Origin of the sequence: Janthinobacterium sp. PAMC25594, assembly GCF_019443505.1 — a bacterium.
Classification (GTDB): domain Bacteria; phylum Pseudomonadota; class Gammaproteobacteria; order Burkholderiales; family Burkholderiaceae_D; genus Janthinobacterium.
The window spans coordinates 2,387,597-2,410,164 of the sequence record NZ_CP080377.1 but is presented as its reverse complement, the minus strand read 5'-3'; the positions used below and the strand labels follow the sequence as shown (position 1 = coordinate 2,410,164).

General features: G+C 63.6%; 22 protein-coding genes. 18 read left to right on the top strand and 4 right to left on the bottom strand.

Annotated elements, in window-relative coordinates:
- Nucleotides 1-98: 98 nt before the first annotated feature.
- The 3 genes from KY494_RS10845 (at nucleotide 99) to KY494_RS10835 (ending at nucleotide 3,868) form a co-directional block, all read left to right on the top strand.
- The gene (locus tag KY494_RS10845) at nucleotides 99-1,244 is read left to right on the top strand and encodes a sugar phosphate nucleotidyltransferase (RefSeq protein ID WP_219890933.1); all 1,146 of its coding nucleotides are present in this window, start codon (nucleotides 99-101) and stop codon (nucleotides 1,242-1,244) included.
- A 16-nt stretch (nucleotides 1,245-1,260) separates the two neighbouring features.
- A complete protein-coding gene (locus tag KY494_RS10840; protein WP_219890932.1) occupies nucleotides 1,261-2,679 on the top strand; it encodes a mannose-1-phosphate guanylyltransferase/mannose-6-phosphate isomerase in 1,419 nt (472 codons plus the stop codon).
- Nucleotides 2,680-2,863: 184 nt separating this feature from the next.
- The gene (locus KY494_RS10835; RefSeq protein ID WP_306823181.1) at nucleotides 2,864-3,868 is read left to right on the top strand and encodes a TIGR03790 family protein; all 1,005 of its coding nucleotides are present in this window, start codon (nucleotides 2,864-2,866) and stop codon (nucleotides 3,866-3,868) included.
- A 6-nt stretch (nucleotides 3,869-3,874) separates the two neighbouring features.
- On the opposite strand, the gene KY494_RS10830 is transcribed toward KY494_RS10835, so the two are convergent.
- Nucleotides 3,875-4,624, bottom strand: coding sequence for a PEP-CTERM sorting domain-containing protein (locus KY494_RS10830; protein ID WP_219890931.1), 750 nt, complete (start codon nucleotides 4,622-4,624; stop codon nucleotides 3,875-3,877).
- A gap of 426 nt (nucleotides 4,625-5,050) precedes the next feature.
- On the opposite strand from KY494_RS10830, the gene KY494_RS10825 reads away from it, so the two are divergent.
- Nucleotides 5,051-8,074: an ExeM/NucH family extracellular endonuclease gene (locus tag KY494_RS10825; protein ID WP_219890930.1), complete on the top strand. Its 3,024-nt coding sequence runs from the start codon at nucleotides 5,051-5,053 to the stop codon at nucleotides 8,072-8,074.
- Nucleotides 8,075-8,084: 10 nt separating this feature from the next.
- Nucleotides 8,085-8,723, top strand: coding sequence for an NF038129 family PEP-CTERM protein (locus tag KY494_RS10820; RefSeq protein WP_219890929.1), 639 nt, complete (start codon nucleotides 8,085-8,087; stop codon nucleotides 8,721-8,723).
- A gap of 29 nt (nucleotides 8,724-8,752) precedes the next feature.
- On the opposite strand, the gene KY494_RS10815 is transcribed toward KY494_RS10820, so the two are convergent.
- Nucleotides 8,753-9,100: a protease inhibitor I9 family protein gene (locus KY494_RS10815; protein ID WP_219890928.1), complete on the bottom strand. Its 348-nt coding sequence runs from the start codon at nucleotides 9,098-9,100 to the stop codon at nucleotides 8,753-8,755.
- Between the two features lie 267 nt (nucleotides 9,101-9,367).
- On the opposite strand from KY494_RS10815, the gene gspG reads away from it, so the two are divergent.
- From gspG to KY494_RS10755, 12 genes are all read left to right on the top strand, one after another.
- The gene (gene gspG, locus KY494_RS10810; RefSeq protein ID WP_219133391.1) at nucleotides 9,368-9,811 is read left to right on the top strand and encodes a type II secretion system major pseudopilin GspG; all 444 of its coding nucleotides are present in this window, start codon (nucleotides 9,368-9,370) and stop codon (nucleotides 9,809-9,811) included.
- Nucleotides 9,812-10,010: 199 nt separating this feature from the next.
- Nucleotides 10,011-11,216 (top strand): type II secretion system F family protein, encoded by a 1,206-nt coding sequence (locus KY494_RS10805; RefSeq protein ID WP_219890927.1) that lies wholly within the window; start codon nucleotides 10,011-10,013, stop codon nucleotides 11,214-11,216.
- Nucleotides 11,216-12,919, top strand: a complete 1,704-nt coding sequence (locus tag KY494_RS10800) for a GspE/PulE family protein (protein ID WP_219891561.1) — start codon at nucleotides 11,216-11,218, stop codon at nucleotides 12,917-12,919. The genes KY494_RS10805 and KY494_RS10800 overlap by 1 nt, the downstream gene beginning before the upstream one ends.
- Before the next feature lie 19 nt (nucleotides 12,920-12,938).
- On the top strand, nucleotides 12,939-13,751 hold the full coding sequence (locus tag KY494_RS10795) for a hypothetical protein (protein ID WP_219890926.1): 813 nt from the start codon (nucleotides 12,939-12,941) through the stop codon (nucleotides 13,749-13,751).
- Nucleotides 13,748-14,296: a hypothetical protein gene (locus KY494_RS10790; protein ID WP_219890925.1), complete on the top strand. Its 549-nt coding sequence runs from the start codon at nucleotides 13,748-13,750 to the stop codon at nucleotides 14,294-14,296. The genes KY494_RS10795 and KY494_RS10790 overlap by 4 nt, the downstream gene beginning before the upstream one ends.
- Nucleotides 14,293-14,856, top strand: a complete 564-nt coding sequence (locus tag KY494_RS10785; RefSeq protein WP_219890924.1) for a hypothetical protein — start codon at nucleotides 14,293-14,295, stop codon at nucleotides 14,854-14,856. Before KY494_RS10790 ends, KY494_RS10785 begins: the two co-directional genes overlap by 4 nt.
- On the top strand, nucleotides 14,853-15,374 hold the full coding sequence (locus KY494_RS10780) for a hypothetical protein (protein WP_219890923.1): 522 nt from the start codon (nucleotides 14,853-14,855) through the stop codon (nucleotides 15,372-15,374). Before KY494_RS10785 ends, KY494_RS10780 begins: the two co-directional genes overlap by 4 nt.
- On the top strand, nucleotides 15,374-17,404 hold the full coding sequence (locus KY494_RS10775) for a secretin N-terminal domain-containing protein (RefSeq protein WP_219891560.1): 2,031 nt from the start codon (nucleotides 15,374-15,376) through the stop codon (nucleotides 17,402-17,404). Before KY494_RS10780 ends, KY494_RS10775 begins: the two co-directional genes overlap by 1 nt.
- Complete coding sequence (locus KY494_RS10770) at nucleotides 17,401-17,883, top strand: type II secretion system protein (protein WP_219890922.1); 483 nt, start codon at nucleotides 17,401-17,403, stop codon at nucleotides 17,881-17,883. The genes KY494_RS10775 and KY494_RS10770 overlap by 4 nt, the downstream gene beginning before the upstream one ends.
- Nucleotides 17,884-17,886: 3 nt before the next feature.
- Nucleotides 17,887-18,279, top strand: coding sequence for a type II secretion system protein (locus KY494_RS10765; RefSeq protein WP_219133398.1), 393 nt, complete (start codon nucleotides 17,887-17,889; stop codon nucleotides 18,277-18,279).
- Between the two features lie 5 nt (nucleotides 18,280-18,284).
- Complete coding sequence (locus tag KY494_RS10760) at nucleotides 18,285-18,959, top strand: type II secretion system protein (RefSeq protein ID WP_258194795.1); 675 nt, start codon at nucleotides 18,285-18,287, stop codon at nucleotides 18,957-18,959.
- 226 nt (nucleotides 18,960-19,185) lie between these two features.
- Complete coding sequence (locus KY494_RS10755) at nucleotides 19,186-19,668, top strand: FxDxF family PEP-CTERM protein (protein WP_219133400.1); 483 nt, start codon at nucleotides 19,186-19,188, stop codon at nucleotides 19,666-19,668.
- 128 nt (nucleotides 19,669-19,796) lie between these two features.
- On the opposite strand, the gene murJ is transcribed toward KY494_RS10755, so the two are convergent.
- On the bottom strand, nucleotides 19,797-21,344 hold the full coding sequence (gene murJ, locus KY494_RS10750) for a murein biosynthesis integral membrane protein MurJ (RefSeq protein ID WP_219133401.1): 1,548 nt from the start codon (nucleotides 21,342-21,344) through the stop codon (nucleotides 19,797-19,799).
- A 308-nt stretch (nucleotides 21,345-21,652) separates the two neighbouring features.
- Here murJ and rpsT point away from each other — a divergent pair, with 308 nt between their 5' ends.
- Nucleotides 21,653-21,919, top strand: a complete 267-nt coding sequence (rpsT, locus tag KY494_RS10745; RefSeq protein WP_010395935.1) for a 30S ribosomal protein S20 — start codon at nucleotides 21,653-21,655, stop codon at nucleotides 21,917-21,919.
- A 131-nt stretch (nucleotides 21,920-22,050) separates the two neighbouring features.
- Here rpsT and KY494_RS10740 read toward each other — a convergent pair whose 3' ends face one another.
- A complete protein-coding gene (locus tag KY494_RS10740; RefSeq protein WP_219890921.1) occupies nucleotides 22,051-22,503 on the bottom strand; it encodes a DUF192 domain-containing protein in 453 nt (150 codons plus the stop codon).
- Nucleotides 22,504-22,568: the final 65 nt, after the last annotated feature.

The window sequence follows — 22,568 nt, the reverse complement described above, 5'->3', positions numbered from 1 at the left end:
GTATGAAAAAGGTAATAGTGTTGCCAAATTGGTGATATTCTATCGCTTCGGGTAGGCGCAGGCAGAGTTCGGCGTCCCCACTGACATTGGAGCGTGAAATGAAAGCAATGATTTTGGCCGCAGGAAAGGGGACGCGCGTGCGCCCGCTGACCTATGACTTACCCAAGCCCATGATCCCCATCCTGGGCAAGCCCGTGATGGCCTATCTGATCGAGCACCTGGCCAAGTATGGCGTGCGCGACATCATGGTCAATGTCAGTTACCTGCATGAAAAGATCGAAGAGTATTTCGGCGACGGCCATCAGTATGGCGTGCAGATCGGCTACTCGTTCGAAGGCTATATGACCGATGCCGGCGTGGTGGTGCCACAGCCGATAGGCTCGGCCGGCGGCATGAAGAAGATCCAGGAATTCGGCGGCTTTTTTGACGATACCACCATCGTCCTGTGCGGTGATGCGGTGATCAACCTCGACATCCAGTCGGCCCTGTTCGAGCATCGCCGCAAGGGGGCGCTGGCCAGCGTGATCACGCGCGAAGTGCCGTGGGACAAGGTGTCGAGCTATGGCGTGGTGGTCAGCGACAAGGATGGCCGCATCCAGGCGTTCCAGGAAAAGCCCAGCCAGGAAACGGCCCTGTCGAACCATGTCAGCACCGGCATCTATATTTTCGAGCCTGCCGTGCTGGACTTGATACCCAAGGACACGGTCTTCGACATCGGCTCGGACTTGTTTCCCCTGCTGGCAGAAAAAGGCTTGCCTTTCTACGCCCAGTCGCGCACGTTCAACTGGATCGATATCGGCAACATCAAGGATTACTGGGAAGTATCGCAAAGCGTCATGATGGGGGAAGTGGCCCACATGGACGTGCCTGGTGTACAGTTGGAAGAGGGCATATGGGTGGGCTTGAATACGAGTATAGAGTGGGAAGGCACGCACATCGAAGGGCCCGTGTATATCGGCTCGGGCTGCAAGATCGAGGCGGGCGCCACCATCATCGGCCCCACCTGGATCGGTCATGGCAGCCATATCTGTTCCGGTGCGCGCGTGGTGCGCAGCGTGCTTTTTGAATATACGCGCGTGCTGCAGAACATTGCTCTGGAAGAAGTTATCGTCTTCAAGGAATACAGTGTCGACCGCAACGGAGACATGAAACACGTGTCCGAATGCCTGACCGATCAATGGTCGAACGCGCGCGACCGGCGCAGCAAGCGCCGCAGCCCCGTTGAACTTGCATTATTGAAATAAATAGAGGACGTCCACCATGAAGATTTATCCCGTCATCCTGTCCGGCGGCGCCGGCAGCCGCCTCTGGCCCCTGTCGCGCGCAGCGCTGCCCAAGCAGCTGTTGCCGCTGGTATCCGACAAAACCATGCTGCAGGAAACGGCGCTGCGCCTGGCTGGCTGGCCGGAGATGATGGCACCGCTGCTGATTTGTGGCGACGAGCACCGTTTCCTGGTGGCCGAGCAGATGCGCGATATCGCCATCGAACCGTTGGCCATCATGCTCGAATCGGCGGGCCGCAACACGGCGCCGGCCGTCGCCGCCGCCGCCTGGTATTTGCAAGCGCTCGACCCGCAAGCCATCATGCTGGTGTTGCCTGCCGATCACGTCATTGAAGACCGGGCGGCCTTTCATGCGGCCATCGACAATGCGCTCCAGGCCGCCTCGCAAGGCGCGCTGGCCACCTTCGGCATCGTGCCGACGGCGCCGGAAACAGGTTATGGCTACATCCGTCGCGGCGCAGCCATCGCGGGCAGCGAAGCGTGCTACCAGATCGACCGTTTCGTGGAAAAACCCGATGCGCCGACCGCGGCCGGCTTTGTTGCCAGCGGCGACTACTTCTGGAACAGCGGCATGTTTCTCTTCAGCGCCGCCAGCTATTTGCAGGAATTGACGCAATTCCAGCCCGCCATGGCCAGCGCCACCGAAGCGGCAGTGCGCCTGGCTTACCGCGACCTCGATTTCTGTCGCCTGAGCGAGAAGGAGTTCGCCGCCTGTCCCGCCGACTCCATCGATTATGCCGTGATGGAACACACGAGCCGCGCCGTGGTCGTGCCGGCCGATATCGGCTGGAGCGACGTGGGCTCCTGGTCCGCGCTGCGCGAGGTCTTGCCGCGCGATGCAGCCGGCAATGCCGTGCGCGGCGATGTGTACCTGGACGACGTGAGCAATTCGCTGGTGCGCGCCGAAAGCCGCATCGTGGCGCTGATCGGCGTGCAGGACGTGGTCGTGGTGGAAACGGCGGACGCCGTGCTGGTGGTGCACAAGGACCAGGTACAGCGCGTCAAGCAAGTGGTTTCCCACTTGCAAAGCACGGGCCGTACCGAGCATTTGCAGCACACCAAGGTGTATCGCCCATGGGGTTGCTACGAAGGCATCGACCTGGGCGACCGTTTCCAGGTCAAGCGCATTACGGTCAATCCTGGCGGCAAGCTGTCCCTGCAGATGCATCATCACCGCGCTGAACACTGGATCGTCGTCAGCGGCACGGCGCAGGTGACGTGCGGCGATGAAGTCAAGTTGCTGAGTGAAAACCAGTCGACCTACATTCCTATCGGCATGACGCATCGCCTGGAAAATCCCGGCCGCCTGCCGCTGCACCTGATCGAAGTGCAGTCCGGCAGCTACCTGGGCGAAGACGATATCGTGCGCTACGAAGATGTCTACAAACGCGTCTAGGCACGCATGCAGCGCCAGGACGACGGTTCTGGCGTTCGGAGGTCTTCATCGAGCGGCATTTTCCGGCAATATCGCTTGGTAAAGCAAAGTCTTTCAAGGTAGATTAGTAACATGCCGCAAGCGTTTCTTGCCCCTTCGACCAGTACAGGCCAGTCTCTCCGCTTTGAAATACCTGCTCTTACCCTTGCTCGCCAGCGTCCTGGTGCAGGCCGACGCCCGCGCCCAGTTTGTCGCCCCCGCCATGTCGCCGGCGCTATCGGCCGGGCAGCTGGCGCTGGTGGTCAACGACGATGAGCCCAATAGCGTGGCCATCGCCGACTATTATCGGCAGGCGCGCAATATACCGGCTGCCAATATCGTTCACGTGCGCATCGCCAATCGTCCGCACAAGCTCAGCGCCGTCGAGTTCGCTACTCTGAAAAAGCAGATCGACAGCCAGCTCAGCCCTGAAATCCAGGCCGTGCTGATGGTCTGGACGGCGCCGTACGCCGTCGAATGCAATTCCATCACTTCCGCCTACACCTTGGGCATCGATGCGGGACTGTGTGCACGCAGCTGCGGCGCGGGCCAGCCCAGTCCCTATTTCAATGCCGCGCACGGCCTGCCGTATGCGCAATACAAGATGCGCCTGAGCATGCTGTTGCCCACCGAATCGGTGGCGCAGGCGCGCGAGCTGATCGAGCGTGGCGTCAGCGCCGGTTTTCGCCTGCAGGAAGCGAATGCGTATTATTTGACGACCGGTGAAACGGCGCGCAACAGCCGTGCGCCGTTTTTCCCGCCGGCAGGACGTTTGCCGACAAAAAAACTGAACATCAAGCGCCTGCGCGCCGACGAGCTCGACGGCGCAACGGACATCATGGTCTACCAGACGGGCATGGCGCGCGTGGCCAAGCTTGACACGCTCAAGTTTGCAGCGGGCGCGCTGGCCGATCATTTGACGTCGTATGGCGGCGACTTGTTGGGAACGGGGCAGATGAGCAGCTTGCGCTGGCTCGAGGCGGGTGCCACGGCCAGTTATGGCAGCGTTAGCGAACCGTGTAATTACTGGCAGAAGTTTCCGCAACCGACGGTGCTGCTGCAGCGCTATCTGTCCGGCGATACGGCGATCGAGGCTTACTGGAAGAGCGTGGCCTGGCCGGCGCAGGGCATCTTCATCGGCGAACCGTTGAGTACGCCATACCGACGCTGACAGGTATTAGCTGCGGCGGCGCAGCGCCAGGCTGACGAGGGCCAGTCCGGCCAGCAGCATGGCCCAGGTGGACGCTTCCGGGATGGCCGGGATATTCGGATCGACCGGCGTCACCACCGGTGGCGTCACTACCGGAGGTGTCACGACGGGCGGCGTTACGCTCGCGACGGTCGGATTGGTGCCAAACACGCCAGGGTCGCCGGAAGCGCCGCCAGTGGCGTCGGGGCTGACGAAGCTGGCAGCTGCCAGGCGTTCGGTGCCGCCAGCACTCGCCGCAGGCCAGCCGACCAGGCCAGCCGGCGCGAATGGCTGCAACGTTGATGCCGCATTGAAACTGTCCGTGCCCGTGCTGGTCAAGGCGCCAGGTATGGAAGCGAGCGGACGGCTGCTCACGCTGCTGAACTCCAGCGCATCCGATGGCAAGCGTTTTACGCCGGTCTTGGCATCGTCGCTGGGCAGGCTGCGGTGATAGGCGGCATCGTCACCGATGCTGCTGACCGCGCCGGGACCGACGCCATCATTCTTGAATTCATCGTAATTGATATCGCCATTGGACAGGCTGCACGGGCTGCTCACGCCTTCCATGCTGACGCCGGATGCGCCCTGGCCCTGCGCTTCTTTCGTGTTTCCATCTTGCATGGACTGCGAGCAATTCGGTTTTTTGCCAGGCGGCACGGCTTGCGGATTGACATAGTAACCAGCGTAGGTATTCGCCTGGGCCGGCAGCAGAGGCAGCAGCAGAGATCCTGCAAGCAACAGTGTTGAGTATGAAGGGTAACTATTTTTTCTCATGATCAATCTTTCCTATCCCTGCTGTTTGCCCGTTGCCGTGGCTGCTGGCGGCAACTGAGAGTCTGTTTGCCGCCAGATGTTTATCTAGCGCAAACAAATGGTAGCATACTTGCACTCTACGCAATTTCCCATAGTTTATTTTTATTATCAATTCATACATTTATGCATACTTTTATGCAACAAAATATTGTGTGATAGTCCAGCTTGGCATTCCTGTACGTGCAAAGTGCATGCATTCCAGTCAACTTTTGTCATCAAGCGGTCACGCTTGAATATTACTATCATCTGATAGTAAAAAGACTATTTAGTTGGCTAATGTTATTGCCTGAAATTCAGCGCCGCCTGCTTGTATTGGCAGACCGGAACTTTAAATTTCCACCAGGAATTTTCATGAAAAATACTTACACTCCGGCTCACCCTGCATCAGCCGGGCGGTCCCTGCGCGCCGCGCCGTGGCGCCTGACCCTCATGGCGGGCTTGCTGTCGTCGCTGGGCATGCCGGCACTGGCCGCTTCCGATATCGTCATCAGCCAGGTGTATGGTGGTGGCGGCAATACGGGGGCGCTATACCGCAACGATTTCATCGAACTGTTCAACCGTGGCGCCAGTCCCGTGAACCTGAGCAACTGGAGCGTGCAATATGCTTCCGCCACCGGCAGCAGCTGGGCAGTGACGGCCTTGCCGGCTATCGATTTGCAAGCGGGCCAGTATTTGCTGGTGCAACAAGCCAAGGGCGCGGGCGGCACGCAGGACTTGCCCACGCCCGATGCCGCGGGCAGCCTGGCCATGTCGGGCACGGCGGGCAAGGTGTTGTTGAGCAATAGCAAGACGGCGCAAACGGTGGTCAACCCGACGGGCGCAGCCGTCATCGACCTGGTCGGCTTCGGCACGGCCAACGGTTTCGAGGGCAATGTGGCGCCCGCACCATCGAACACCCTGTCGATTGCGCGCGCGAACGGCGGCTGCAGCGATACGGACGACAATGGCTTGGACTTCGCCAGCGGCAGCGTGACGCCGCGCAACACGGCCTCGCCGCGCCATGCCTGCGGCGGCCCCGTGGTGCACCAGATCATCACCAGCTGCCCCGCCAGCCTGGCCTTGGCCGTGGGCAATGGCGGCAACGCCGTGCTGCGCGCTTCCGATGTCGATGGCGTCGTGAATGCCGCGATCTTGAGTTCGCCCGCCGTGGCTGGCATCAGCCTGGCCAGTTTCAGCGCTGCCGGCGTGCCTGGCGAAAGCGCCAGCGTGAGCCTGCTGGTGGCTGCTGGCGTGCCGGTGGGCAATTATCCCGTCATCGTCAGTTTCAGCAACGACCAGCAGCAGACAGCCTCGTGCAAGGTGGACGTGGCCGTGCAGGGCCTGGCGGCCATCAGCCACACGATTCCGCAAATTCAGGGCAGCGGCGCGGCCAGCCCGTACGCCAATTCCGTGCAGACAAGCGAAGGCGTGGTGACACTGAAAGTGGGCACCGGCTTCTTCATCCAGGATGCGGCCGGCGACGGCGACCCATCGACGTCGGACGGCATCTTTGTCTACTCGGGCAATACCGGCACCACGGTGCAGCCAGGCGAACTGGTGCGCGTGACGGGCACGGTGTTTGAATACACGCCCACGGGCGCAAAAAATTCCTACACGGAATTGAAAGACGTGACGGCCATCCTCACGCAAAGCGCGGGCCACGCCGTCGTGCCGACGAATGTGACCTTGCCCAACGACAACCTGGCGGCCGTGGAAGGCATGCTGGTGCGCTTCACGCAACCGTTGACCGTGTCGCAGAACGCCTACCTGGGCGCGCGCGGCGAATTGACCCTGTCGGCCGGACGGCGCGAAGTGCCGACCAACCGTTACCCTGCCGGCTCCGCCGAAGCGCAAGCCTTGATCGCGGCCAATGCGAACAACCTGATCGTGCTTGATGATGGCATCTTCGTTGCACCGCCGACGATACCGTATATCGGCCAGGATGGCACCGTGCGCAGCGGCGATACGGTCGCCGACCTGACGGGGGTGGTCGATTTTGGCACCATCGGCGGTGGTGGCGCCGCGTACAAACTGCAGCCGACGCAAGCGCCGCAGTTTTCGCGTGATAACCCGCGCGGCGGCGCGCCGGAATTGGCGGCAGGCAACGTCAAGGTGGCCAGCGCGAATGTGCTCAATTTCTTCACGACCTTTACGAATGGCAGCAACGTGTTTGGCCAGACGGGGCAGGGCTGTACCCTGGGCACGTCGACCAGCAAGAGCAATTGCCGCGGTGCCGACAACCTAGCGGAATTCGTGCGCCAGCGCGACAAGATTGTCGCCGAACTGAAAGCCATCGACGCGGACGTGGTGGGCTTGATGGAAATCCAGAACAATGGCGAAACGGCCGTCACCTACCTGGTCGAGCAGCTCAACGCTGCCATCGGCGGCGTCACCTACGCCGTGGTGCCGAAGCCGGCCGCGACCGGCACGGACGCCATCCGCGTGGCGATGATCTACAAGCCGGCCAAGCTGGGCCTGGTGGGCGGCGCCTTGTCGGATGCCAACGCCATCAACAACCGTCCGCCGATGGCGCAAACCTTCCGCGCCGGCAATGGCGAGAAATTCTCGCTGATCGTCAATCACCTGAAGTCGAAGGGCAGTTGCCCGTCCGGCGGGCTGGACGCGGACCAGAACGATAGCCAGAGTTGCTGGAACGCCACGCGCGTGCAGCAGGCGCAGCGGCTGGTGGGCAGTTTCGTGCCGCAAGTGGCAGCCGCTGCCGGCGACGCGGACGTGCTCGTCATTGGTGACTTGAACTCGTATGGCGCGGAAGACCCGATCCAGGTCATCACGGGCGCCGGCTTCGTGAATGAACTCGAGCGTTTCGTGCGTCCGTCCGGCATGCCGTATTCGTATGTGTTTGGCGGCCAGAGCGGCTACCTCGACCATGCGCTGGCCAGCGCCGCACTGAGCCCGCAAGTGGTCGGCGTGGCCGAGTGGCATGTCAATGCCGACGAGCCGGAAGTGATCGACTACAGCATCGATGCGGCCAAGCCGCAAGACTTGTACAACGCCTTGCCGTACCGCGCCTCGGACCACGACCCCGTCGTCGTCAGCCTGGACTTGCAGCCCGCCTACCGCGACATCACGGCCGCCGTGGCGCAAGCCAGCTCGGGCCTGACGTTCAACCGCGCGACGCAAAAGTACACGGGCACGTTCTCGTTCACCAACACGGGCCGCAGCGCCTTGAGCGGCCCGTTCCAGGTGGTGTTCGGCGGCTTGCCGGCGGGCATCAGCCTGAGCAACGCCACGGGCAGCCATGCGGGCGCCCCCTACGTCACGGTGAACGGGGCCAGCCTGGCGCCGGGCGCGACGGCTTCGGTTGCCGTCAGCTTCAGCAATCCGTCGAAAGTGACGATCCATTATTCCGCCAGCATCTACGCCGGCAACTTCTGAGGACACCATCATGTTGACAACGACACTCAACCGTACCCTGTGCCGCGCCGTGCTGGCCGCCTTGCTTGCTGGCAGCTCCAGCCTGGCGCTGGCGGACACGCTCAGTTACCACGTGGAAATCGACACGCGCCAGTTCTCGGGCGCCGGCTTCCTCGACTTTGCCTTTATCGCCGGCAACAGCTCCGCACCGGGCGCCAGTGCCACCTTGAGCAACTTCTCGGGCGCGTTCGGCGCGCTGGCGTCGCAGGAAGGCAATGTCAGCGGCAGCGTGCCGGGCACCTTGACCTTCGGCAATAGCGGCGCCTACAACGACTGGTTTCACAACGTGACCCTGGGCGGCAAGTTCGCATTCAACGTGGTCTTCGGCGGCGACTTCCTGAACACGGCCGGCAACGCGGGCACGACGTTTGGCGTGGGCATGCTCGACTACACCGGCATGTCCTACATGGGCAACGCGAATGGCAACTTGCTGCAATTCGAACTGACGCCGGTCAATGGCGGCTTGCCCGCCAGCATCGCCGGCAGCACCTATGCCAGCATCGCGTCGATATCGGCCGTGCCGGAGGCGTCGGAATGGATGATGCTGACGGGCGGCCTGGCGCTGATCGGCTTTGCCTTGCGCCGCCGCCAGCGCCTGCCAGTGGCGTAAGCACCGGCTCTGCCGGCCCGGGCCAGGCTTCAGCGCTGCGCATCGGGCACGCTGCGCGCGCCCCTGTCATTGACATGCTCTTCGGTATCGGGGGAAACGCGCGCGACGAGGGGGCTGGCGCGCAGGCGCTTGACCTCGGCTGGCGTCAGCAGGGCGGCAAAGCCGTTCAGCGCGGCCGTATATTGGTATTGCACCGTGGCATCGGGTATCAGCGCCAGCACGGTGCGCCGTCCCGCTTCCCGCTGCGCCGCGTCGGGCAGCGGGGTCAATTGCACACACAGTTGCACAATATACGGTTGGCGCTGCACCGCCGATACGCCCGCTGGCAGCACGCTGGCGGCGGCCAGGAGGGCAAGGCTCAAGCGGATTGTAGACATGCAATTCCTTCGGCAGGTGGCGGCGGCAGGGCCGCTCATGCGCCGATTGTACGCCCGCGCCAGGTCCGGTGGCACGCGATTTGCGTTAGTGCAAACGCGATGGTTTCCCCAGGGTTTTTGTTGTTTTCAGTACAAATAAAAGATTGTATTAACCATAAGCGGCATGGTAGCCTGCTAGGCATCAGGCAGGCGCGCGCCGTCTGTGCGCAGCCACCAGCGGCGCACATGGCGGCAATGTATTGAAGGTAGGCAAGAAGGAGTTACCGGATGCATGCAGCACACAGGCAGAACTTTGCGGCAACGCGCCATGCGCGCGGCTTTACCTTGCTCGAATTGCTGGTCGTCATCGTGATCATCGGCTTGCTGGCGGCCTATGTCGGCCCCAAATATTTCGCCCAGCTGGGCAAATCCGAAGTGACGGTGGCCAAGGCGCAGATTGAGGCGTTTGAAAAATCGCTCGATACTTACCGCCTCGACGTGGGGCGCTACCCGAGCACGGAAGAAGGCCTGGCCGCGCTGCTGGTGGCGCCGCCGGCCGCCGGCACGCGCTGGAATGGCCCCTACCTGAAAAAGGCCGTGCCGCTCGACCCATGGGGCCATGCCTATCAATACCGCGCACCCGGCAGCAAGGGCGAATATGACATCGTATCGATGGGCAAGGATGGCCAGCCGGGCGGCAGCGGCGAGAATGCCGACATCAGCTCGCAATAAGAGCCTATCCCAGTAGATGAATACATCCCCTGCTGGCGCCCCTCAGAAGCGGGGACTGCGTTGATCGTCGTCGCGTGGCTCGCCACGCGTCCTCCTCACGCCTTGTCCGCGCTCCTGATGAACTGCCAGCAGAAGACGCTCCCTACTGGCATAGGCTCTAAGACCAGCGCGCCCACTCTTTCGTCACGGCCACGCCATCATGCAGTTTGAAGTGCGCGCGCTTTCCACGGACCAGGCCGTTGCTACCCTGACGACGTGCGTAATCGACGGCCGCGACGAAGCGGACGCGCGCCGCCAGGCCGAGGCGCGGGGACTGTTCGTCAGCGCCATCCGTCCGCTGCGCGCCACGCCGTTCAGCGCGGCCGGGCGCCAGCGCGCGCGGGCGCTGCCCTTGCTGCTGTTCAGCCAGGAATTGCTGGCGCTGCTCAATGCGGGCCTGGGCATCGTCGAAGCGCTGGAAGCCTTGCTGGAAAAGGAAGCGTCGCCCGCCACGCGCAGCGTGCTCACGCGTCTGCTGGAAGGCTTGCGAGAAGGCAAGCGTTTTTCCGCCGTGCTGGCAGAGCAGGCCGAACTGTTCCCCCCCTTATACATCGGCATCGTCAAGGCGGCCGAAGGCACCAGCGACTTGCCGCGCGCGCTGTCGCGCTACATCGACTACCAGCAGCGCATCGATACGGTGCGCAGTAAAATCGTCAGCGCCGCCATCTATCCGGCCATCCTGCTGGCTGTGGGCGGCGGCGTCAGCGCCTTTCTGATCAGCTATGTGGTGCCGCGCTTTGCCGAGGTTTACCAGGGCGCCGGGCGCAACCTGCCGTGGATGTCGCAAGTCATGCTCAGCTGGGGCCAGTTCGTCACCGAACACGGCCTGCTGCTGTTGCTCGGCCTGGCGCTGGTCGGCAGCGTCGTATTTACGGCCGTGCGGCGCCTGCTGCGCCACGGCGGCGTGGCGCGCCTGCTGGCGACACTGCCCGGCATCGGCGAGCGCGTGCGCATCTATGAACTGTCGCGCCTGTACCTGACCCTGGGCATGCTGGCAGAAGGCGGCATCACCATCGTGCAGGCAATTTCCACCGTGCAAGCGATGGTCTCGCCGCGCATGCAGGCGTCCCTGCAGGGCGCGCGCGGCGCCATCGAGGCGGGCCAGCCCCTGTCGTCCGCGTTTGAGCAGCATCAACTGACGACGCCGATTTCCCTGCGCATGCTGCGCGTGGGCGAGCGCACGGGCGACATGGGCCCCATGCTGACGCAGTCGGCGGCCTTTTACGACGGTGAAATCAGCCGCTGGATCGACCGCTTCACGCGCACCTTCGAGCCGCTGCTGATGGCCGCCATCGGCCTGATCGTGGGCGCCATCGTGATCCTGCTGTACATGCCCATCTTTGACCTTGCCGGCGATATTTCATGATGCATACCAGTCCCGAACCCGGCGCGCCCGGCGTGACCATCGACGCCGCGCTGCTGCAGCGCGCGCGCGCCCTGTGCCGGCAATCGAAGCGCAGCCTGGTCGAAGAATTGCGGCACTTGAGCGGCATCGACGCGCGCGCCGTGGTGCGCGCACTGGCGCGCCCGTTCGGTCTGGCCGTGCTGGAAACGGCCGACATGCTGGCATACGTCCCCGCCTTCGACCTGCTGCCGCTGTCGCAGGCCTTGGCGCGCCACAGCGTGCTGCTGCGCGCCGATGATGGTCAGCTGCTGGGCGTGATCGCCGACCCGTTCGATCTCGACCTGCAAACCTGGCTGGGCGCGCGCGCGGGACAGGCCAGCTTGACTGTGCGCCTGGCGCTGCAGGCCGACATCGGCGCCTACCTGTCGAAGCAGGAAGAATCGGCGCGCGCCGTCGACAGCCTGCTGCCCGGTGCCGCCTCGGACGCGCGGCGCGACGGCAAGACGGCCGCCGTGCTGTCATTCGCCAGCGTCTCGGAAGCGGCCAGCCCCGCCGTCAAGCTGGTCAACTCGACCCTGTACGACGCGCTGAAGGCGGGCGCCTCGGACATCCACCTGGAAAGCACGGCCGGCGGCCTGGCCGTCAAGTACCGGATCGACGGCGTGCTCGATCACGCCACGGCCGTCAACGGCATCGAAGTGGCCGAACACATCATCTCGCGCCTGAAGGTGCTGGCCGAACTCGATATCGCCGAACGCCGCGTGCCGCAGGACGGCAGCTTCCGCGTCGAATCGGGCGGGCGCGAAATCGATTTGCGCGTCTCCATCATGCCCAGCATCCATGGCGAGGATGCCGTCATCCGCATCCTCGACAAGCGCGCCATGATCGAGGCCTATGGCGCGCTGACCCTCGAAGCGCTGGGCTTTGACGCCCAATCGCTCGAAGCGTTGCGCGCCCTGGCGCAGGAAGCCTACGGCATGTTGCTCGTCACCGGCCCCACGGGGTCGGGCAAGACCACGACTTTATATGCGGCGCTGACGGAAATCCACAACGGGCGCGAAAAGATCATCACCATCGAAGACCCCGTCGAATACCAGCTGCCCGGCATTTTGCAGATACCCGTGAATGAAAAGAAGGGACTGACCTTTGCCAGGGGCTTGCGCTCGATCCTGCGCCATGATCCCGATAAAATCATGGTGGGCGAGATCCGCGACCGCGAGACGGCGGAAATCGCCGTGCAGTCGGCGCTTACCGGTCACCTGGTGCTCACCACCGTGCATGCGAATAATGTGTTTGACGTGTTCGGCCGTTTTACCCACATGGGCATCGACCCGTATGCGTTTGTCTCGGCCCTGAACGGCATCTGGGCGCAGCGGCTGATCCGCACCAACTGCCCCCATTGCGCCACCGACTACACGCCCGACGACAGTGAACTGGCCAGCGTGGGCCTGGCGCGCGCCGACGTGGCGCAGTATCAATTCAAGCAGGGCAAGGGTTGCGGCGACTGCCGCGGCACGGGCTACAAGGGACGCCGCTCGATCGCCGAAATCCTCGTGCTGACCGATGAAATCCGCGAACTCATCGTCGATAAAAAACCGATCCGCCAGATCAAGGCGGCCGCGTATGCGAATGGCACGCGCAGCCTGCGTCTGGCGGCGCTGGAACTGGTCAAGCGGGGCGCCACCACCATCACGGAAATCAAGAGGGTCACCCTGCATGCGTAGAAGTTTCGCGAAGTTGAGATTGGGACAAGCATTGCGCCTGGGCGTGGCGGCGGGCCACATGAGCCTGTGGCGCGGCAGCCGCTGGCGCGCGCCCGCCTGGAGCCTGCTGGGCGAAGCCGCGTATGTGCCGCACGCCGGTCTGGGCCTGCATGGCGACTTTGCCGCCCTGGGCCAGGCGCTGGAGCAGATTCTGCCGGCGGGGCAATATGCTGGCTGGCCCCTGGCCGTGGTGCTCGACGACGCGCTGGCGCGCCTGTGGCAAGTGGACATGCCGCAGGGCGCCGCGCGCCTGGCCGACATCGAGGCGGCCGCCGCGCTGCGCTTCCAGTCGCTGTATGGCGATGCGCCCGGCCTGTGGCACAGCAGCAGTGCCTGGGATGCGCGCGCACCGTTTTTCTGCGCCGTGCCGCGCGCGCTGCTGGCGCAGCTGACGCGCGTGGCGGCCGAACGCAAGCTGGCCCTGATCTTTATTACGCCGCAATTTGCGCGCCACTGGAACCGCTGGCACGGCGCGCTGAAACCGGGCGCCTGGTTTGGCCAGTTGCAGGAGAACACCTTGACCCTGGGCGTGCGTCATGATGGAGGCCTGCGCGCCGTGCGCGCGCTGCCCGTGCCGCAGGATGCAGGCCGCGACTGGCTGGAGCAGACGCTGGCGCGCGAAGCGCTGCTGCAAGGCGTGCCCGCACCGGCGCTGCTGCAGCTGTGCGGCGCGCCACCGCCCGCCTGGCTGGCGCAGGCGGAAGCGTTCCACTGCCAGGTTTTTTCCACGCCGGATGGGGAAGGTACCCTGTCGCCGGCCGCCCGCCTGGCCCGCAGCGGAGGCCTGGCATGACGCGCCTCGATATCGATTTCGCGCCACCAGGCTGGCGCCGCAGCCTGCAGCGCGTGCCCGCCTGGGCGTGGTGCGTGGGCGCGCTGGGCGTGGCCTTGATCGTCACGGCGGCGTGGGCCGGCAGCGCCGCTCGGCAGCGCCAGCAGGCCAGCGCGGCGCACTGGCAGCGCGCGCAGCAGCGCGTGGCGCAAGCCACGCAGGGGCCGGCACCCGTGGCGATCGTACCGATTGCGCCGGCGCAGGCGGCGGCCGTGAATGCGGCCATCCTGCAACTGAACCTGCCGTGGCGCGACCTGCAGGATGCGCTGACCAGCGCCACGCCGCCGGGCATCGCGCTGCTGGCGCTGGAACCGGATGCGCGCAAGCGCGTGCTGAAGATCACGGCCGAAACCACCAGCAGCGACGCCATGGTGGCCTACATCGCGCAATTGAAGCGGCAGGAACTGTTCGGCGTGCGCGTGCAGCTGCTGCGCCATGAAATCAACGCGCTCGATCCGAACCAGCCTTTGCGCTTCCAGCTCGAAGCGCGCTGGGGCACGCCATGATGGTTATCGACCTCGCGATGCTGCGCCTGCGCGCGCAACTGCTGCTGCGCCGCGCGGGCGCGCCTGCCTGCCTGGCCGTGGCCTTGCTCATGCTGGGCATGGCCGCCTGGGCCTGGGCCTGGCAGCAGCGCGCCGTGGCGGCGCGGCTGGAAGCGCGTCCATTGCCGGTGGCCTCCCTGGCCGCAGTTGCTGCGGCACCGGTGGCGACATCGAGCGAGAACCTGGCGCGCTTCCATGCGACGCTGGGCCAGCAGCGCCACGTCGAGCAGCAAGTCAAGCAGCTGTTCGACCTGGCCGCGAAAAACGGCTTGCTGCTGGCGCAGGGCGAATACAAGAGCGGCTACGACAAGGCCGGCAGGGTCGCCACATACCAGGTGACCTTGCCGCTGAAGGGCAGTTATGCGGCCGTGTGGCAGTTCGCGCTGCAAGCACTGCGCGCCATGCCGTTCGCCTCGCTCGACGAACTGAGTTTTCGCCGCGAGCAGATCGCCGATACGCAACTCGAAGCGCGCCTGCGCCTGACCTTTTATTTGACTGACAGCGCGGGAGATGCACCATGACGCCGCGCCACTGGCTCATGCTGGCCGGCTTGCTGGGCGCGGGCGCCTTGCTGCTGTTCGGCGAGCGCCAGCCCGTGTCCGGGGTGGCCGAGGCGGTCGAGCGGGCCGTCGCGCCCGCGCGCCAGCGCGCTGCCAGGCCTGCCGTCGCGCAGCCAGCCATCCTGGCACTGCTGCCGCGCAGCGAGGTGGCGGGCGAGGAGGGCGACACCTTTGGCGGCGCCGATGGCGTCTTCCAGAGCCAGAACTGGAATCGGCCGCCGCCGAAGGTGGTAGCCGTCGCCCCACCGCCGCCGCCACCGCCGATGGCGCCACCGCTGCCTTTCGTCTACCTGGGCAAGGCGGCCGCCGACGGCGCCTGGGAAGTGTTTTTGTCGCGCGCCGACAAGACGTATATCGTGCGCGCCCATACCGTCATCGATGGCACCTACAAGGTCGTGACGATCGCGCCGCCCGTCATGACGCTCACCTATCTGCCGTTGAACCAGCTTCAGCAGCTCAACATTGGAGTACTCGAGTGATGTCTCGTTCCTTTTCATCGGCGCCGTTGCTGGCGCTGCTGGTGCTGCTGTCCGGCTGCGCCGGGCAGCAGGCCTACCGCGACGGGCGCGAGCTGCTTGCGCAGAATCACATCCCGGCCGGCCTGCAAAAGCTGCAGGAAGCGCTGCAGCAAGACCCCGGCAACGCGCAATACCGCAGCGCGTATCTGCAGGCGCGCGAACGGGCCACCAGCACCCGCTTGCAGCAGGCCGAGCGCCAGGCGCAGGCGGGGCAGGGCGACCTGGCGCGCGCCTCCTTTCTGAGCGTGCTGGACATCGATGCGCAGAACGAGCGCGCCAACAGCGGCTTGCGCGCGCTCGAACGCGCGCAGCGCCAGGAGAAATTGCTGGCCGATGCACGCGCGGCGTTGGAGGCAAAACAATACGACCCGGCGCGCCAGCGCCTGAACGCCATCCTGACGGAGCAGCCGAACCATGCGGGCGCGCGCGCGCTGCTGCGCGAAGTCGATGAAAAGACGGCGCCGCCTATCGTCGAATCGGGCCTGGCCAAATCGTACAAGCAGCCGATCACCATCGAGTTCCGCGACGCGCCGTTAAAACAGGTGTTCGAACTGATTGCGCGCCGCTCGGGTCTCAATTTCGTCTTCGACAAGGACGTCAAGGCGGACGCGAAAACCTCGATCTTCCTGAAAAACAGCACGGTGGAATCGGCCGTCTACTTCCTGCTGGTGACGAACCAGCTGGAGCAGCAGGTGATGGATGCGAACACGATCCTGATCTATCCGAACGTGGCGGCGAAATTGAAGGAGTATCAGGAAGTGCTGGTGAAAACCTTCTTCCTGGCCAATGCGGACGCCAAACAGGTGGCCAACACGCTCAAGACGATTTTGAAGACGCGCGACGTGGTGGCCGATGAAAAACTCAACCTCGTCATCGTGCGCGACACGCCCGAGGCGATCCGCCTGGCCGAGCGCCTGATCGCGCTGCAGGACGTGCCCGAGGCGGAAGTGGTGCTGGAGCTGGAAATCCTCGAAGTCAAGCGCAGCCGCCTGCTGGAACTGGGCGTGGCCTGGCCAACGGGCCTGACCCTGACGCCGCTCTCCACCTCGGGCGGGATGGGCCTGACCATCAATGACCTGAATAACTTGAACCAGCGCAGCATCGGCGTGAGCGACCTGTCCGTGACGGCCAACATCAACAAGAAGGATGGCGATGCGAACATCCTGGCCAACCCGCGCATCCGCGTGCGGAACCGGGAAAAGGCGAAGTTCGTCATCGGCGACAGGGTGCCCGTGGTGACCACCACCATTTCGCCCGGCACGGGCGGCTTCGCTTCCGAATCCGTCAGCTACCTGGACGTGGGCCTGACGGTGAACGCCGAGCCGACCATCTACCTGAATAACGAGGTGGGCATCCGCATTTCGCTCGAAGTGAGCAACCTGGGCGCGGCCACCATCACCCGCAGCGGCTCGACCCTGTACCAGATCGGCACGCGCCAGGCGTCGACCATGCTGCAATTGAAAGATGGCGAAAACCAGGTGCTGGCGGGGCTGATCAACAACGAGGAGCGCAGCTCGGGCAACAAGGTGCCGGGCCTGGGAGATATACCCGTGCTGGGACGGCTGTTCGGCAGCAGCAAGGACGACAGCCAGAAGACGGAAATCGTGCTGTCGATCACGCCCCGCCTGGTGCGCACGGTACAGCGTCCGGAAGCGCGGGAGTCGGAATTCTCGGCCGGCACGGAAGGCAGCTTTCGCCGCCGTCCCGACATGGCGGCCAAGGCGCCCACGCAGATGCCGGGCACGGTGAGCGTGCATTCCGGCCCGTCCGCCGTCGGCATGCAGCCGGCGCCGGCGCAGCCGATGATGACGCCGGGCCAGGTGCCATCGACCTTGCCGCAGAGCGTGCCCGCGCCGGAAGTGGCGCCGTCACCCGAGCCTGCCGCGTCGCCTTTGCCGATATCGGCCGGCCAGCCCGTGCCGTTGCAGGCGACGCCCTTGCCGTTCTCGTCCAGCCAGCCGGTGCCGGTGCCGCCGCCCCCTGTCAAATGAGACTGGCGCGCGCGCACGGCGGTTTTACGCTGATCGAACTGCTGGTGACCCTGGCCATCCTGGGCGTGCTGGCCACGCTGGTGGTGCCCGTCACGCAGGTGGCCATGCAGCGGCGCCAGGAGCAGGAACTGCGGCGCGCGCTGCGCGAGATCCGCCAAGGGCTCGACGCCTACAAACGCGCTGGCGACGAGGGCCGCATCCTGCGCGCGCCCGACGCCAGCGGCTACCCGAAAAGCCTGGAAGTGCTGGTCGAGGGCGTGCCGGACCAGCGCAACCCGAAACGCAGCAAGCTGTTCTTCCTGCGCCGCGTGCCGCGCGACCCGTTCAATGCCGATGCCAGCCTCAGCGATGCGCAGACGTGGGGCCGGCGCAGCTACGCCAGCGAGGCGACCGAGCCGCGCGAGGGCGACGACGTGTACGATGTGTACTCGACTTCCAATAAGACCGGCCTGAACAATGTGCCTTACCGTTTATGGTGAACCATGGCTGCCGATAACCATGCCGCGCGCGCGCGCGGCTTTACCCTGATCGAACTGCTGGTGGTGCTGGGCATCGTGGCGCTGCTGCTGACTCTGGCCGTGCCGCGCTATTTTCCCAGCCTGGACAAGGCCAAGGAAACCGTGCTGGCGGACAACTTGCGCAATCTGCGCATCACCATCGACCAGTACCACGGCGATACGGGCCGCTATCCCGATACCCTGGAGCAACTGGTGGACAAGAAATACCTGCGCGCCATGCCCATCGACCCCATCACGGAGAGCGAATCGACATGGCTGATCGTGGCGCCGCCCGACGATACGCCGGGCCAGGTGTATGACGTCAAGAGCGGCGCGCCTGGCAAGGACCGCAACGGTACGCCGTTTGCCGACTGGTAGCTGCGATGCATGCTCGTGCGCACCGCCAGCGCGGCTTCACCTACCTTGGGCTGATCATCCTGGTGGCCATCCTGGGCTTGGTGGGCGCGGCCGGCCTGAAGATGGTTTCCCTGCTGCAGCGTCAGGCGGCCGAGCAGGAGCTGCTCGACATCGGCGCGCAGTTTTCCGATGCCCTGCGCAGTTATGCCGCCGCCACGCCCCCGGGGCAGCCGCAACAGCCGCCGACGCTTTCCGCCTTGCTGCGCGACCCCCGCGTGCCGCAGCTGCGCCGCCATCTGCGCAAGCTGTATGTCGACCCGATCACGGGGCGTGCCGAGTGGGGCTTGCTGTACCAGCCCGGCAGCAATGGCATCATCGGCGTGCATAGCCTGTCGCCGGCCGCAGCGTTGAAAGTAGGGAACTTCGAGGCCCGGTTTGCCGGTTTCGACGGCAAGGCGCGGCTGTCGGAATGGCATTTCATGGTCGACGCACAAGCGCTCCAGCCGGCGGCGCAGGCTGGGGAAGCCGGTCTGGCAAATGAATCGGACGCACCATCACCAGGCGGTGCCGCCGCACCGCCGCCATCGTTATTCCCCCAAACTATTTCTGCGCAGCAAGAAGACGCGCCGCCAGAAGCGCCCCAGATTCAGGCTCCGGCCGAGCTGCCAGCCGACGCAGCCGCGGTACCAGTGCCACGATAGCGGGCGGCTGGCAGCGGGACGATGCGTGCGGAACTATTTACCTATGGAAAGTGCTCGATACAGGCAAATAGTTCACTTCGTAAACGGTTATCTCAGACGAAACTTAGATAAAATATTTGCAAGTAATTAGATGTATTTATGCTACCATTCTGTTCAGTACTTTCAGTACTAAAGCTTTTGCTGGCCTGCGCATCGCAGGCATAAATTACTTTTTAAGGGATAAACTATGAGATTGAAATTTATCGCTGCCGGTATTCTGGCTGCGGCGTCGTTCAGTGCTTCCGCAGGTGACCAAGTCATTAATGTTAGTGCTGATGGCAGCGCGCATGCCTTCAACGCCGTCGTCGGCAATGGCATTCTGTCCGGCGGCCTCGATGAAATCTTCCTCAACGGCTTGGGCGCTGGCAAGTACAACATCGGCTTGTCGATTACCGGCCAGCAACTTTCGTTTAATGCGCTGAAATCGAATTTGAACGGGAAGCTGGGTGAATCATTATCGATTGGCAGCCTGCGCTTCTTTGGCGTGGAATACACCGGTGTCGGTCCGTTCAAGCTGCAACTGTACGGTAACGCCTTGGCTGGCGGTAATTACTCGGGGACGTACAGCGTCAGCGCCGTGCCTGAACCAGCAACCTATGGCATGCTGCTGGGCGGTCTGGGCCTGTTGGGCTTCATGGCGCGTCGCCGTGCCGCAAAAAAAGCGGCCTGATCACGTCACGCTGTCTTGTCGTATCGCCAAACCCGCCCGCTTATTCGGCGGGTTTTTTTTCGCCCCGCCACATTGCGCGGGGCGTCCTGCCGACGGCAAGGCGCCGGCGGCGGGGCCCGCACTGCGTGTCAGGCGCTGCGCTTGAAGTCGCGGAAGCGGAAGCCAACTAAAAAGAGGGTGGCAAAGTACGCCACGCCGCACAGGCTCACCAGCAGGGCCAGCGCGCCGGCCCGCAGCAGCGGATGGGCTTGCATAGCGATCCAGTCGATGCGCAGGGCGCCAGCATACGCCACGCCGCCCATCACGATGAGTGCCGGCAGCAGGCGCAGGAAGAACTTGGCCCAGCCCGGTTTCGGCTGGTAGATGCCGCGCTTGCGCAAGCCCCAGTAGAGAAAAGTGGCGTTCAGACAGGCGCCCAGGCCGATCGACAGGGCCAGGCCGGCCACGGCGATGTAGGGCACGAACAGCAGATTCATCAGCTGCGTGACGATCAGCACGCCGATGGCGATTTTCACGGGCGTGCGGATGTCCTGGCGCGCATAGAACGCGGGCGCCAGGGTTTTCACGAGGATGATGCCGATCAGGCCCAGGCTGTAGGCCACCAGCGGCTGCGTCGACATGGTCACCGATTCGGCCGTGAACTTGCCGTAGTGAAATAATGTCGCGATCAGCGGCGTGGCCAGGGTCGCCATGCCGACGGCGGCGGGCAGGGCCAGCAGGAAAGTCAGGCGCAAGCCCCAGTCCAGCAGGGCCGAGTATTCCGTCTTGTCGCCATCCACGTTGGCCTTCGACAGGCTGGGCAGCAAGATGGTGCCCAGGGCCACGCCCAGCATGGCGGTGGGGAACTCCATCAGACGGTCCGCATACGACAGCCAGGAAATGCTGCCTTCCGTCAGGCGCGAGGCGATGCTGGTGTTGATCATCAGGCTGATCTGGGCTGCCGAGACGGCGAACACGGCCGGTCCCATTTTTTTCAGCACGCGGCGCACGCCGCCGTCGGACAGGCCGATGGCGGGATTGAGCGACAGGCGCGGCAGCATGCCGATCTTGATCAGCGCGGGAATCTGGATGGCCACCTGCAGCAGGCCGCCAGCGAACACGGCAATGGCCATGGCGTAGATCGGCTGTTTCAGGTGCGGCGCGAGGAACAGCGAGGCGGCGATGAAGGATACATTGAGCAGCACCGGCGTGAAGGCGGGAATCTTGAATTCGCGCCAGGTATTCAGAATGCCGCCGGCCAGGGCCACGAAGGACATGCAAGTAATATAAGGGAACATCAGTCGCGTCATCCACACGGCCGCGTCAAAAGCGCCCGCGTCCTTGGTCAGGCCCGTGGCGATCGCATACACGAACCACGGCGCGCCGACGATGCCGATGGCGGACACGAGCAACGTGGCCCAGACCAGGGTGGTGGCCACATGGTCGGCCAGTTGCTTGCTGGCTTCCTGGCCATGCTGGTTCTTGTATTCAGACAAGATCGGCACGAAGGCTTGCGAGAACGCGCCCTCGGCAAACAAGCGGCGCAACAGGTTGGGGATGCGGAAGGCAACAATGAAGGCGTCCGTGTAGGCGCCGGCGCCAAAGGCGCGCGCGAACAGGCTTTCGCGCAATAATCCGGTTACACGGGACAGCATGGTCATGCTGGAGATGGCGGCGAGGGTTTTAAGCAAGTTCATGGGGGCAGATTATAGCCGGGCGCGCTACCGTTAAACGCTTAAAATATGGTAACAATTGCTGCCGATTCGCTGCCGATTCGCCCTTGCCAGCCCCATTTTCACGTGTTTTTGGTGTCACACACGGTTTTTTGATTTGCCCCCGCTTGAAAATATCGCTATAATCGAAGGCTGTACAGAATTCTGTTACGCAGACACTAATGTTTGACAGGCACTGGTTTGGCACACATGGTTCGGCAGACGCACAGAACGCACCGGTTGGCAAACACTAATGTTTGCAAACGCACTTTGACCCTGTTTTAGGAAATTCCATGGCAAATACCGCACAAGCGCGCAAACGCGCTCGTCAAGCAGTTAAGCAAAACGCACACAATTCGTCCCAACGTTCGACCTTGCGCACGGCTATCAAAGCTGCTCGCAAAGCGATCCAGGGCGGCGACAAGGCAGCTGCTGCTGCAATCTTCCAAGCATCCGTGTCGACCATCGACCGTATCGCTGACAAGAAGATCATCCACAAAAACAAGGCAGCTCGCCATAAGAGCCGTCTGGCAGCTGCCTTGAAAGCACTGTCCGCTTAATATTCGCCAGCAGGCAAGCCACCATGGTGGCTTGCCTGTGCCGGTACGCTGGCACTGGTTGAAAAGCAAAAACCCGCAGATTCGTTCTGGCGGGTTTTTTCGCGTTTCTTTGCGGCCGCGGCCGCCACTGCCTAGCGCGTCGCGGGCAGGTTGCCGATGCTCATGCCCGGCTTGATGTTTTTTTGCTTGAACCAGCCCAGGTTCATTTCCAGCGCATAGCGCACGGGTACGGTTTTGGTCGAGCAATGGCTGTCGAGCGTGTGCGCTTGCATGTCTTCGATGTTGACGATCTTGCCGCTGGCATCGATAAAGGCCACGGACAGGGGCAGCGGCGTATTCTTCATCCACATGCATTGCGTGGACGGGTTGCCAAAGACGAACAGCATGCCTGCATTCGCCGGCATCTTTTCACGGTACATCAAGCCTTGTTCGCGTTGCGCTTCCGTGGCGGCCACTTCCGCCTGGATCAAATGCATGCCGGCAGAGAGCTGCAAGCTCTTGCCTTGCGGTGTTTGCGCGTGCGCAATGCTGGCGCACGCGAGCAGGGCGATGGACAGGCTGAGACGGCGAAGGGAAGTTTTCATGGCGCGGGACGGTGGCTGCGAAGCGGCGATTAAGCCATGCTGGCGGCTGCCTGGTCAAGCATGCT